Annotated in this window: 12 protein-coding genes; 5 read left to right on the top strand and 7 right to left on the bottom strand. The window is 30.5% G+C overall.

The window, feature by feature from the left end; genetic code table 11:
* Positions 1 to 4 precede the first annotated feature (4 nt).
* The 4 genes from JOC70_RS16070 to JOC70_RS16055 all read right to left on the bottom strand — a co-directional run bounded on the left by JOC70_RS16070 (position 5) and on the right by JOC70_RS16055 (position 4,673).
* Positions 5 to 1,153 carry a Ger(x)C family spore germination protein gene (locus JOC70_RS16070; RefSeq protein ID WP_204599916.1) on the bottom strand — a complete coding sequence of 383 codons (1,149 nt, stop codon included), beginning with the start codon at positions 1,151 to 1,153 and terminating at the stop codon, positions 5 to 7.
* Positions 1,134 to 2,240 carry a GerAB/ArcD/ProY family transporter gene (locus JOC70_RS16065; RefSeq protein ID WP_204599915.1) on the bottom strand — a complete coding sequence of 369 codons (1,107 nt, stop codon included), beginning with the start codon at positions 2,238 to 2,240 and terminating at the stop codon, positions 1,134 to 1,136. The genes JOC70_RS16070 and JOC70_RS16065 overlap by 20 nt, the downstream gene beginning before the upstream one ends.
* Positions 2,241 to 2,302: 62 nt before the next feature.
* On the bottom strand, positions 2,303 to 3,418 hold the full coding sequence (locus JOC70_RS16060) for a GerAB/ArcD/ProY family transporter (RefSeq protein WP_204599914.1): 1,116 nt from the start codon (positions 3,416 to 3,418) through the stop codon (positions 2,303 to 2,305).
* A 151-nt stretch (positions 3,419 to 3,569) separates the two neighbouring features.
* The gene (locus tag JOC70_RS16055) at positions 3,570 to 4,673 is read right to left on the bottom strand and encodes an endospore germination permease (RefSeq protein ID WP_204599913.1); all 1,104 of its coding nucleotides are present in this window, start codon (positions 4,671 to 4,673) and stop codon (positions 3,570 to 3,572) included.
* A 166-nt stretch (positions 4,674 to 4,839) separates the two neighbouring features.
* Here JOC70_RS16055 and JOC70_RS16050 point away from each other — a divergent pair, with 166 nt between their 5' ends.
* The 5 genes from JOC70_RS16050 to JOC70_RS16030 all read left to right on the top strand — a co-directional run bounded on the left by JOC70_RS16050 (position 4,840) and on the right by JOC70_RS16030 (position 9,925).
* Positions 4,840 to 5,706 (top strand): CsxC family protein, encoded by an 867-nt coding sequence (locus JOC70_RS16050; RefSeq protein WP_204599912.1) that lies wholly within the window; start codon positions 4,840 to 4,842, stop codon positions 5,704 to 5,706.
* A gap of 221 nt (positions 5,707 to 5,927) precedes the next feature.
* A complete protein-coding gene (locus JOC70_RS16045) occupies positions 5,928 to 6,683 on the top strand; it encodes a CsxC family protein (RefSeq protein WP_204599911.1) in 756 nt (251 codons plus the stop codon).
* Positions 6,684 to 6,865: 182 nt separating this feature from the next.
* Positions 6,866 to 7,597, top strand: a complete 732-nt coding sequence (locus JOC70_RS16040) for a DUF4489 domain-containing protein (RefSeq protein WP_204599910.1) — start codon at positions 6,866 to 6,868, stop codon at positions 7,595 to 7,597.
* A 153-nt stretch (positions 7,598 to 7,750) separates the two neighbouring features.
* Positions 7,751 to 8,839: a hypothetical protein gene (locus tag JOC70_RS16035; RefSeq protein WP_204599909.1), complete on the top strand. Its 1,089-nt coding sequence runs from the start codon at positions 7,751 to 7,753 to the stop codon at positions 8,837 to 8,839.
* 150 nt (positions 8,840 to 8,989) lie between these two features.
* Positions 8,990 to 9,925: a M15 family metallopeptidase gene (locus JOC70_RS16030; RefSeq protein WP_204599943.1), complete on the top strand. Its 936-nt coding sequence runs from the start codon at positions 8,990 to 8,992 to the stop codon at positions 9,923 to 9,925.
* Between the two features lie 86 nt (positions 9,926 to 10,011).
* Here the strand turns inward: JOC70_RS16030 and JOC70_RS16025 are convergent, their stop codons facing one another.
* From JOC70_RS16025 to JOC70_RS16015, 3 genes are read right to left on the bottom strand one after another with little or no spacing between them, the layout of a single operon-like run.
* Entirely contained in the window at positions 10,012 to 10,806 is a 795-nt protein-coding gene (locus JOC70_RS16025) for an ABC transporter ATP-binding protein (RefSeq protein ID WP_204599908.1), read from the bottom strand.
* The gene (locus JOC70_RS16020; RefSeq protein WP_204599907.1) at positions 10,772 to 11,677 is read right to left on the bottom strand and encodes an ABC transporter permease; all 906 of its coding nucleotides are present in this window, start codon (positions 11,675 to 11,677) and stop codon (positions 10,772 to 10,774) included. The genes JOC70_RS16025 and JOC70_RS16020 overlap by 35 nt, the downstream gene beginning before the upstream one ends.
* 1 nt (position 11,678) lies before the next feature.
* Positions 11,679 to 12,680 carry an ABC transporter substrate-binding protein gene (locus tag JOC70_RS16015; RefSeq protein ID WP_204599906.1) on the bottom strand — a complete coding sequence of 334 codons (1,002 nt, stop codon included), beginning with the start codon at positions 12,678 to 12,680 and terminating at the stop codon, positions 11,679 to 11,681.
* Between the last annotated feature and the right edge of the window lie 18 nt (positions 12,681 to 12,698).

Here is a 12,698-nt window from a genome sequence, read left to right as displayed (position 1 = left end):
AAAATCACCTTTTATCTAATTTCTCTTTATTTTCAAATTCCATTGCATTTTTGTCGGTAATATTAACCTTAACATTCACATTAACTTCTGCTTCGGGATAAACCTTACCCCATTCTATTTGCCTATATTGAATTGGATTTTGAGCTTTAAAGTACTTAATAAATTCAAATATATCTACTTTATAATTATTTTGAGATTTACTTACTGATTCCATGATCATTTTTTTAATATGCTTACTTAATACAGTTTCAAGTTCTTCTATATCTTCTGGTGACTTTCCTTGTAATTCATATTGAAATGACAAGGATGCATTAGCTGCTAAAGATACATTTATAATAGCTTTCCCATTTTCCCAACTTGTTTTAATTTTACGATTCTTAACTCGTGTCGAAATAGTTAAAACATTAGTTGGATGTTTTGGATCAGGTAAGTTTAAGATTAGTGGATTGTTAGGAGACATTAGAAATAATACTCCAGTACTATCATCTAAATCTATTATATCTACAAGCTTAAAGTCTTTTATTACACTTAATCCTATGTACTGAGGTTTTCCTTCTACTATATCAATAGTAGGAAGAAGCAGACCTAAATCCTTTATACGGCTTTCAGAAATTACATTTGCTATGGTTATATCTACATGGGTATCCTTGAACAAGCTTTGTATGTTATTTTCTACGAAAAAACCTATGGATGTATTTTGTTTAGTGGATAATTCCATAAGGTCACTTGGAGGCCTTTTACTTACTAGTAAGGTTACGGTTTTCCTTAAGTCATATTGTCTATTTGCCCTATTCAAGTAATCTTCAAAGAAGTTTGATTGCGCAAATCTTTCACTAACTATTACAGCAGTGGCAGGACCATTAGAAAGTGGGCCTTTAGCTTGAACCTGTAAATTTGCTCTTGCTTTATCAAAGTTGCTGCCTTCCCCGGTAAAATGACTTATTTCATAGGTAGTTTGTTGAGCACTCATAGGACGAAATTCAGCTATTTCAGCATCAAATCGCACTCTATCTGGAGCTGGAGTATCTACTCCAAAAGATACTACAAGTGCTCTGTCCTCTATATCTTTATAGTCCCAGCAAGCTGTAAAAAATAAACTAAAGCAAGTTAATAATAGGAATAATGATAATTTTTTATAATGTTTTTTTTTCATAGTTTTTCACCTTAACAATCGTAAATAATATTATTGGAATTATATAAGAAGCAACTATTGCCATATTAGATGTAATTTTAACGTAAGCTTCTGAAGTAAATATAGACGCAAAACTGATACATATTATAGATGCAAAAATATATATAATAACTGAAATAAGAGGAATAGTTACACTCCTAAAATTTAGTTTTTGTAAATAATGATAAATTATTACATTTGAAGCATATAAATTAAATGAAACTATCATAAGTGAGCTGAAAATAAAATTAGAAAGTGCAAAAAGGTCCAATCTCCTTATAAGATCAAAGTGATGTAATTCGATACCTCTAATTGAAAGAAAAAAAATATCATCATAAAGTACAGTTTCATTTACGCCTGAAACTGCAAGAGTAGCCTCAAAACTAGCAATATAGCAAATGGTAATTAACAGTATGCTTACAACTAAATATTTATGAATTTTTTTATTTTCTTTTCTAAATAATGGTACAAAGAAAAGTTTATCAAAGCCGGCAAAGGCTATTAAATTTCTAAAACCCTCCTTAAGGTAAGTAGGCATATCTTCTTTAACAAAAAAAGGTCTTAAATTTATAAAATCACCTTTTGTAAGCATTGCTAAAATTAATAGAGAAAATATGAAGGTTAGTATTAATCCATAAAACTCATATATATAGGATAGGGATGTTAAACTTTTGGATGATGTATAGCTGCAACATGCAATGAATACTATAAATAAAGCCCACAAGGGGGTAAACTCTAGTATAGTAAGTCTTACTAATCTGGTAATAGATCCAGCTACCATCATGGTTGAAGATAAATATCTTGCTAAAAAAAATATCATAATAGCTAATGCTAAATATTTCCCAGCAATATCTTCTATATATTCATGAAATCCTCTTTTTTCATAATGCATGTTTATTGATGATATCATAAATATAGGGGGAGTTGCTAGTAACGCACATATAATAGCTATTGTCCATCCACAAGTGCCTGCAGACACAGCAAAGTCCATAGGAATACTAAAGGGAAAGCCTACAATGCTTGCAAAAAGTATAAATACTATTTGTTTATTACCTATAGCTTCTTTCAAGTAAATTCCTCCATATACAAAATAACAAATTCAGTTTTGATATAAATCATCACGTCTCAATTTTATTGAGATGTTTCCCTATTAATCCTCATTTTAATTTTAACAATAATAAATAGCACGATAGGAAGAATCATAGAAGTAAACCATGCTATTTTATAACTGATTAATAGATATTTTCTCAAAGCAAATGTACTAGGGATAATAACACAAAGCACAAAACCTATAATAGATATAACAATACAGGAAAAGGAAAGAGTCATTTTTTTAGGTATTTTAGTTTTTTCTAAATAATACTTAAATACAACAGCTGATCCATATATATCTACTGCTACCATCATCAAACTAGTAAAGGTAAAAGCAGCAATTGCTAGACCATCAAGTCTTTTCAAAATTTCTAAGTTTTGAATTTCAACACTTCTAACTGCAATGAAAAATATATCATCAAATAATACGGTTTGATTTATTCCTGCAACTGAAACAGTTCCCCAAAATACAAATAAATAAAATAAAGTTATTATCATAAAGCCTATCAATAAGTACATATTAGTTTTTTTATTATCCTTTTTTGAAAACGGCACTACTAAAAGCACGCCAGCTCCAAAAAAAATTCTTAAGTTTCGAATACTCTCTTTAAAATAGAGTGGAATATCTTCTTTAACAAAGAAGGGCCTTAAATTTATAAACCCACCTTTACTAAGTAATGCAAAGAACAATATAGAGGATAAAATCAATGCAGTTAAAATAAAAAATTGACATATGTAACTTAAAGATTTTATTCCTTGTGATGCAGCATAGCAAGCACAGGTTAAAAATATAAAAGCCAACGGCCAAATTGGAGTTGTTTCTAATGATGTAGACTTAACCATGCCTAAAAGTGCTCTAGTCATTAATGGAACTAACATGAAAAATCTCATAAAATAAAGAACATTTATAGGTAGTGCTATGTGTTTTCCTAAGATTTCAACTAAATACTCTGGTATTATTTTTCCCTCATACTGCTTATTTAACCATACAATTGCAAAGCTTGGAGGCAATATTAAAAGCAAATCTATAATGATAATTACCCATCCACCAGTACCTACATATGTGCCATATTCTTTTGGAATGTTAGTAAAAAGTCCAACTACACCTGAAAAGACTAAAAATATAATATATTTGTCTTCTATAATAGTCTTCACATAAACTCCTCCAAATACATGCTAATAAATTTTGCCTTTTTATATTATTAGTAGTTTTTTTTTTATTATTCACCAACAATTAAATATAATGGATCCTAATTTAAAAATAAATATCTCAACAAAAAGGTATTATATCTTTTTATCGAGATGCTTATTTATTAATCTTCTTTTTAATTTTAACAATGATAAATAATATAATAGGAATAATCATAGAAGTAAACCATGATATCATGTAACTTATTTCGAGATATCGTACTAAAAAAAATTCATTAGGAATAATAATACAAATTAGAAAACTTACAATAGATACAATAATGCAGGAAAAAGAAAGAGTTATATTTTTTAAAGTTTTTGTTTTTCCTAGGTAGTATTTAAAAACAACAGCAGCTCCATATATATACAGAGCAACTATCATTAAACTAGTAAAGATAAAAGCAGCAATTGCTAAAGCATCAAGTCTTTGTAAAATTTCTAGCTTTTGAATTTCGACGCTTCTAACTGCAATAAAAAATGCATCATTAAATAACACAGTGCTATTTATTCCACAAACTGAAACTGTTCCCCAAAATATAAATAAGTAAAATAAGGTTGATAGTATGAGGCCTATTAATAAATATATACTAGCTTTTTTATTATTTTTTTTATTAAGAGGAACTACCAGAAGCACCATGGTTCCAAAGAAAAACCTTAAGTTTCTAATACTTTCCTTAAAATACAAGGGTATATCTTCTTTAATAAAAAACGGCATTAAATTAATAATTCGACCTTTGCTAAGTAATGTAAAAAACACTATAGAGGATAGAATTAGTGCAATTAAAATAAAAAGCTGACATATGTAAGATAGATATTTTATTTCACAGGCTGCAGCATAGCATCCACAAGCTATAAATATTAAAGCTAACGGCCAGATAGGAGTGGTTTGCAATGCTGAGGACTTAACCATACCTAAAAGCGATCTAGTCATTGAAGGAACTAACATAGCAAATTTTATAAAATAAAGTATATTTATAGGCAATGCTAAGTACTTTCCTAAAATTTCATCTAAATAATCAGGTATAATTCTTCCATCATACTGCTTATTTAACCAAATGATAGCAAGACTCGGAGGTAATATTAATAATAAGTCTATAATGATAACCACCCATCCGCCAGTACCTGCATATGAGCCATATTCGGTGGGAAGATTAGTAAAAAGTCCAACTATACCTGAAAAGACTAAAAATATAATATATTTATCTTCTATAGTAGTCTTCACATAAACTCCTCCAAATGCATTATGATAAATTTTACATTTCTATAGTATTAGTAGTTTTTTAATTATTATTCACTAATAATTATATATTGAATAAATAATAACATGTAACAAATTGGTTTATATTGAATATTATGATACTGTAGTAAAAAATCGGAGGATTATATTTATGGCACAAGAAAATAAAATAAAAGAGTGTAATGAAAATAACCAAAACATACCGAGGTGTGATTCTAGGGTTAAGGATTCCACTACTTTAAATGAATGTGAAAATCAGTGCAATATTCCTACGGGTAGGACGGGGCCGCTTATAGCTAAGATTCCTGTGGTCTTATCTGATGTGGAAGTACAAATTGATCTGGAGTCAGAAATTAGATTGGAAGAAAGAGCCTTGGATATTAAAAATATTGATAAACATATTGTGATTACTCAGTGTAAACTTATTCCATATACAAATAAGCTTTTCATAGCAGGCCACGTTCAAAAGAATATACAATTTTCTACTATTGACTGTACAAATCAAACAAGTATAAGCGGAAATATTCAGCATACTACTGTTAACATTCCTTTCAAATGTGTAACAAAAATTCACTTTTCTAATTATCCTATATACGGAAAAGAATATAAAAAAAGATTAAATTCCTTAGATAATAATATGTTAAATAAGGATCAAAAAGAAGACTCTTGGATTCACTACAATAAACTATATGAACCAGTTTATTGTGAGTTAGAGCATGCGAGAATATTGGAAACAGATATTTTAGATAGAAATACATCTCTTTTAAATACCTTACCTAATGAAAAATCTTTCCGTGAGATAACTGAGAAAATGGTTGTATATTTAAGACTTAAGGTATTACAAAACCAAAATGTATGTATTCCTGAACCCAGCTGTGAAGTAACTGTGGTAAAAGATTGGCCTGGAGAGTGTGGTTCTAGTAAAGATATAAAATGCGTTGAAATCGAAGTTGGGTTTGATCCTGAGAGAGGAATGATTGGAAAGGAAGTACCTGTTGAAGAATTAGATGAAAACTAAAATAGGTTAATATTTAAGGAAACATCTCAATAAAATTGAGATGTGCTGATTTATAACGAAATTTTAAATTTCTATAAATCATGCAATGTACAAAATTTAAGGATTTGTAGCAAATTAGTATTTTCAGAATAATATGATAGTAGATATTAAGCTTTAAGGGCAAAAAAGTTAGGCCTTAAAGTTTTAATATACTTAAGATTATAAGGAGGGGAGCTTGAGTTATGGATGAAGGAAGAGATCCAGGATGCAGGCCAAGGCCAATTCCAGAGTGTGACTCACAGGTTATAAATTGTGAAACTTTGGGAGAATGTGATAGTAAATGCTATGATCCAGTTGGAATATGTGGGCCATTAGTTGCTAAGGTTCCAGTAGTACTTTCAGATGTTAAGGTACAAATAGATGTTGAAGCAGACATTCGATTAGAGGAGCCTGCTTTTGATATAAAAGCTATAGATAAAAAAGTTTGTATAACACAATGTCATTTAGTTCCTTGCACCAATAAGTTATTTATTGGAGGATTTGTTCAAGCAAATATCCAGTACTCTACTGTAAGGTGCGTTAATGAAACAAGTATTAGTGGAGATATAAGGCATACAACAGTAAATATTCCTTTTAAATGTGTAACTAAAGTTAGGTTTGATAAGAAACCTATATTTGGGAAGTCCTATGAAGGTGAATTAAATTCATTGGATAATAAGATGACCTGCTCAAATGATGAAGAAGAGTCTAGGATACACTTTCAAAAGTTTCATGAAAAAATTTTTTGTGAATTAGAGTGGGCAAAGATTTTAGAATCAACTATTTTAAACCGTGATATAAAATGTACTGGCAGATTCAAAAGAGAAAAATGCTTTAGAGAATTTACTGAGAAAATGGTAATTTATATTAGACTTAAAGTGCTTCAAAATCAGCCAGTATATGTTCCAAAGTCACGTTGGTACCCACCATATAAAGATCAATGTGAATGTGAAGATTAAAAACTTAAGAGGGCTTTGATTTAAAGAGTAAGAAGCTTAAATTTTTAGAACAAATCTAGAATAAAAAAAGCTGTAAGTTATGTAACGCTTAATTAAGTTTCTCATATATTATATTAGAAGGCTAGAAACCTTTCTAAAGTTAAAAAAGTGATTAGTTAAAGATAATAAAGAGGAGGATTTTTATGAAACTATATTATGACAATAAACAATGCGACGATCAACCAAGATACCCAGCTTGTAGACCATACCCTTATAGAAGATATTGCGACTATGGAAGAGACTATGGAAGAGACTGCGATCACGACAGGGATTACGATTATGATAGAAAACACAAAGACTGCGACAAAGATGAGAAAAAGTGTATATGCGAATGTAGAGAATGTGAAGAATGCAAAGATAAACATGAATATAGACACTGCTGCCCCAAAAACCCATGCCCATACCCAATACTATTTGAATGTGCATGTGGAACAGGTGCTAGAATAGAAAGAACTGTAGTAGCACCTAACGGTGACACAGGAACAACAAACTTTTTCTATCCAAGATCATTAGGATGCATTACTATTGATACAACTTGCTTAAAAAATCCAGTTGTTAAATTTGACTTCTGTAGTATTATCCACTATTTTACTGATGGAGATACAACTGTTCCAGTAAGATTGGTATTTGGGCTATTTAAAACTTGTGATGAAGGCCAAGAAGTACCATGCGGAACTTGGGACTTTACAGTTGCTTTAGATAGTTCAGATGAACAAATAACCACATCCTTTAACTTCTGCCACTGCGAATGTAATAGCTGTCCAGGATGCTGCAAATATAGTGTTAGATTAGTTGAAGCTGTAAATGTAATTGAAGGAGATAAAGTAGATGTATGTAATGTAACGCTTTCAGCTATAGCTAAATCAGGATGCTAAACATCAGATAATAGATATAATTAATAATCTAAGATGAAAGTCGCCTTTGGGCGGCTTTCTAAAAATTATCGAATCTCAATTCAGCCATAGGGTTCAATAATTATTATCTATTATTTATTATATGTTTTTTATCAATAATTAAGGAGAGTCTATATGTCAAAGAAACATAGACATAGACGAAGATGTGAAGAGGAATTAGAGCTTATGCCTCGAAACAATATGTTTCCACAAAATTCACCTCAAGGAGTAGAAGACTCATCCCTAGCGTTTATAGGGTTGCTTGAAATGTTAGGTAGTCAATTTAACCTTTTTGGTAATAATAATCAAAGTAATAATGAAGATTTATCAAGTAATGTGCAGACAGAAGATGAGAATAATGAATTTAATGTTTATGAAGAAGAGCAGGAGGTATTAAACACCGAAGTAGATGATAATATTGAACATAATATTGAAAATATAGTAGAAGATGTAGAATATGAAGTTAAGGAAAATATTGTAGAGGATATTGCAGATAACAATGTAGCGGATATATATAATATAGAAGATACGGAAGATAAATATAACACAGATAATATAAACAGTACTGAGAATATAGAAGAGATAGATAATAATTTAGATGAAACAAGTGATATCAATGACATAGAGCTTACAGAAAACCAGGTTACTGTACACTGTAAAGCTAAAGTTTCTAATAATACAGTATTAGAATGCTGCTCGAGCAAAAACATAAAGTCAAAATTTATTAAAGAACCAGTGGTTTGCAAACTTCCAGTGATAATATCTCAAATTGAAATTCCAATTTGTATAGAAACATTAACAAAGTTTAATGAACCAGCTTTTAAAATAATAGATGTGAATAAAGAGGTGTTTTTAGAAAGCTGTAATCTAATAAATAATTCAAATAAGCTTTTTATAAAAGGATTTATAAGAGAAAATATAACATACTCAAATATAAATTGTGTAACAGAGCATGCAGTAAGCGGAAATGTAAAAAGTTTAGAAGTAGATATTTCATTTAAATGCTCTACTAAAGTTTATTTTAATAATCCACCTGTTTTAAATAATAAGATTTGTTGTAAACTATGCAGCACAAATATACTAGGAACTATGAGTCAAGAAGGTATTAAAGTTTTAAAAAATAAACTACCTGAAACATACACATTCAGAGAAGTAACACAGAAGATTATATTAAATTTAGGACTTAGCTTATTACAAGAACAATATGTGTTTATTGATAAATAAAAGGATTTTGCCATGCAAGATCCTTTTGTTTATATCTGAAAGATGCTGCAGCTTTTTTATTTTACATAGAATTTATAGATAGTGGCAAGGATATATATTAATTAGTAATCATTAATTGAAGATGGAGGTGAAAAAATGAGATGTAAGCTTATGAAAAATATTACTATATATATAGTCTTATTTTGTGTATTAAGTTTATTAGCATATGTAAAACAACCTTTAGATAAAAATAATGCCTTTGCAAGCTCTATAGAAAATACATATGAGGCGACAATGAAGCGGGATATATTATCGCTTATGATGGCTTATCCTGAATATATTGTAGGTGTAGAAACAAGAGAAAATGAAAAGGTATATTTGATTATGAAGTCTGGAAAGAGAATTATATATGATGATAAAACTGTAAAGAGTTTTGAACAAAAATTAGCTAATCCCGATTTGCAAGATATGATGGAACAACAATATCCGTTAACACCCATTAAGAGTTTAATGCCTAAAAATGAAGATCCTGGCCGCGGCAGAGTATATAGTTTACTTTCGGAAGTTTACGGTGGATCAAGAAGTAAGGTAGAATCTAACCTTATAAATGTAAATGTTGGCAAGTACTCTAGATTTAATAAAAATAATAAAGCAGCAGATGAATTAAAAAAAGTTATGCAGGAGCTTATACCTATAGCTCAAAAAAATTCTAAAGTTGCAGCTAGCTTATTTCCAAGTAGCGGAACATATAATTATAGAATAATCTCTGGAACAGGCAGATTAAGTCCTCATGCCTTTGGAATTGCAATTGATTTAGCAAGAGATAATAGGGATTATTGGCAGTGGGCATCTGAAAAGCAGGGAGCAGAAAGAATAGCCTCTTATCCTCAAGAAATTGTAGATGTTTTTGAAAAGCATAATTTTGTTTGGGGAGGGAAATGGTATCATTTTGATATATTACATTTTGAATATAGGCCTGAAATTATATTAAAAGCCAGATATTTTGGAAATAAAGATATAAGTAGAAAGGTATGGTATGAAGGAGCGCCGGTTGAAGATTCAAATGTGAAGGAATATATTAAGAAGATTGAAGAGGGGATAAAGTAGTAAAAAAAGAGTTATACATTAAAAAGGATGAGAATAAAGTTTTACTTAGATAAAGTTTTCTTCTCATCCTAGCTTTTTGCATATAACTATGAGAAAAGTGTTCTATCGCTTAAAACACCTTTGTCAGCAACATTTTTAAAATAGTCTAAAAGTGATTCAGTGGTGAGATTCTTCTTTTCATCCCCATAGATATCAAGTATTATTTTTCCTCTATGAAGCATTATAAGTCTATTCCCAAGGCTTATTGCATCATTTAGGTCATGAGTTATCATTAAAGTGGTCATTTTATTTTCATTTACAATTTGAGAAGTAAGTTCCAGTACTTTAGATGACATCGAAGGATCAAGGGCTGCGGTATGCTCATCTAAAAGCATTAGTGAAGGCTTTGAAAGACTAGCCATCACAAGGGATAGCGCTTGTCTTTGGCCTCCAGATAAGGCACCTACCTTAACATCCAGCTTCTCTTCAAGGCCTAATGAGTATTCTTTCAATAATTCTTTAAATAAACTTCTTTCCTTTTTAGTAGCTCCAAAGGATAGTCCAAATTTATTTCCTTTACTATAGGCCATAGACAAGTTTTCTAAAACAGTCATTGAAGGAGATACGCCACTTGATGGATTTTGGAAAACCCTACCAATGAATTTAGTTCTTTTATACTCAGGAAGCATTGTTATATCCAGCTTATTAAGAGTGATTTCGCCTTCGTCAAGTTCAGTGTTTCCTGAAATAATATTTAATAGTGTAGATTTTCCTGCACCGTTGCTTCCTATTATAGTAATAAAGTCACCATCGTTTATAGTTAAAGATAAATTATCAAATAATACACTCTCGTTTACAGTACCTTTGTTAAATATCTTGGATAGATTTCGTATTCGTAACAACTTGACTACCTCCTTTTTTAACTAAGGGTTTTAATGATTTTTTAGGCTTAGCTTGATATAATGCTAAAATCACTATAACTATTACTGAGCTTATTAATTTTAAATCTGTAGGAGGAAGTCCCAGTTTTAAAGCTAAGGCTATAATTGCTTTATAAACCATGGCACCTATGATTGCTAAGGTTGTGCCTGTGATAAAGTTAAAGTGCTTTAACAGTGCTTCGCCAAGGATTATAGAGGCAAGACCAGTTACAATCATACCGCCACCCATACCGATATCTGCAAAGCCTTGATGCTGTGCAAGTATGGAGCCTGATAAAGCTACTATACCATTGGAAAGCATAAGTCCTAATATCTTCATTGAATCAATATCTACCCCTAAAGAAGTAACTAGCTGATGATTATCTCCTGTTGCTTTTAGTAAAAATCCTAATTTAGTTTTTAAGAATATATCTAATGTTAGTTTTACAATTAAGGCTACAGCTAAGATAATCAATACTTTTGGTACTGAGTTATTAAATATTATCGATTGATTGAAAAGAGGAATATTTGGCTTTGACATAATTCTAAGATTTATTGAATAAAGGCCTATCATAACCAAAATTCCAGATAATAAATTTGTTATTTTTAATTTAACATGCAAAACTCCAGTTGCAAGGCCTCCAAACATACCAAATAATAGTGCAGCTAGGGTAGCTAAATAAGGATTTACACCTTTTAAAAGCAGTGAAGAGGTTATAGCTGCTCCTAGTGGGAAAGTACCATCTACTGATAAATCAGGAAAGTCCAATATTTTATAAGTTATATAAACACCCTGAGCCATAATTGCAAATATTAAGCCTTGTTCTAAAACGCTTATCCAAAAACTTGACATATTAATTACCTCCTATGATTACCGCATTTTCCTTTAAAGTGGAAGGTATAGATATTCCTAAGGCTTTTGAAGTTTTTTCATTTATAGCAACTTCTAAATCTTTTAGATGTTCAATAGGCATATCACTTGGATTTTTGCCATTTAAAACATCTACAGCCATGAGACCTGTTTCGTATCCTAATTTGTAGTAATCAATTCCTCTTGTAGCTAAAGCTCCATTTTCTACATGAGCCTTTTCTCCACCAATTACGGCAATTTTCTTCTCAGTAGATTTCTGAACTATTAATGACATTGATGAAGCTACAAGGTTATCTGTTGGAGTATAAAGTACATCAATTTTTGAAAGTAGCGCATCTAATGCTGAAGCTACTTCATTTGAACTTGTAATTCCCATTGGAACTATTTCATAAGAAAAACTAGATGCTGCTTTTTTAGCTTCTTCTAATTGTTTTTCAGAATTAGCTTCGCTAGTATTATATATAAAACCCACTCTTTTAGCTTGTGGTAATAATTCTTTTATAAGGTCAAATTGATTTTTTATATCAAAGAAATCGCTGGTTCCAGTTACATTGGTTTCAGATTTTTCAAGAGATTTTGCAAGCCCAGCCTTTACAGGATCTGTAACCGCAGTTATTAATATTGGGATTTCCTTTGTGGTATTAAATGCAGCTTGAGCACTTGGCGTAGAAATTGCAAATATTAAATCTTTCTTTTGGGAAGCGAAATTTTGAGCTATAGTTTGAGTTGTTGCAGTATCACCTTGAGCACTTGAAAATTCAATAGCTAAATTTTCGCCATCTTTAAAACCTTTATCAGAAAGTGCCTTGATAAATCCATTTTTGGAAGCATCTAGTGCCGGATGCTCTATTATTTGGGTGATTCCAATGTTTTTAACGTTTGATTTGCTAGTGCTAGAAGGCTTAGAGGTTGTGCAACCTGCTCCTAGAAGTGTAACAGCGCATAAAATTGAACATAATAATAAATTTTTTTTCTTTCCTACCATACTACCATCCTCCAATTA

This window comes from Clostridium pascui, assembly GCF_016908015.1.
In the GTDB taxonomy this organism is placed as follows: Bacteria; Bacillota; Clostridia; order Clostridiales; family Clostridiaceae; genus Clostridium_AK; species Clostridium_AK pascui.
Note: the sequence above shows the minus strand (reverse complement) of the source record. Positions and strands in the feature narration are given on the sequence as shown.

Bases quoted from the DNA above. Each gene is read 5' to 3' on its own strand.
- JOC70_RS16070 (WP_204599916.1), bottom strand. From the start codon at position 1,153: ATGAAAAAAAAACATTATAAAAAATTATCATTATTCCTATTATTAACT.
- JOC70_RS16050 (WP_204599912.1), top strand. From the start codon at position 4,840: ATGGCACAAGAAAATAAAATAAAAGAGTGTAATGAAAATAACCAAAAC.
- JOC70_RS16045 (WP_204599911.1), top strand. From the start codon at position 5,928: ATGGATGAAGGAAGAGATCCAGGATGCAGGCCAAGGCCAATTCCAGAG.
- JOC70_RS16040 (WP_204599910.1), top strand. From the start codon at position 6,866: ATGAAACTATATTATGACAATAAACAATGCGACGATCAACCAAGATAC.
- JOC70_RS16035 (WP_204599909.1), top strand. From the start codon at position 7,751: ATGTCAAAGAAACATAGACATAGACGAAGATGTGAAGAGGAATTAGAG.
- JOC70_RS16030 (WP_204599943.1), top strand. From the start codon at position 8,990: ATGAAAAATATTACTATATATATAGTCTTATTTTGTGTATTAAGTTTA.
- JOC70_RS16020 (WP_204599907.1), bottom strand. From the start codon at position 11,677: ATGTCAAGTTTTTGGATAAGCGTTTTAGAACAAGGCTTAATATTTGCA.
- JOC70_RS16015 (WP_204599906.1), bottom strand. From the start codon at position 12,680: ATGGTAGGAAAGAAAAAAAATTTATTATTATGTTCAATTTTATGCGCT.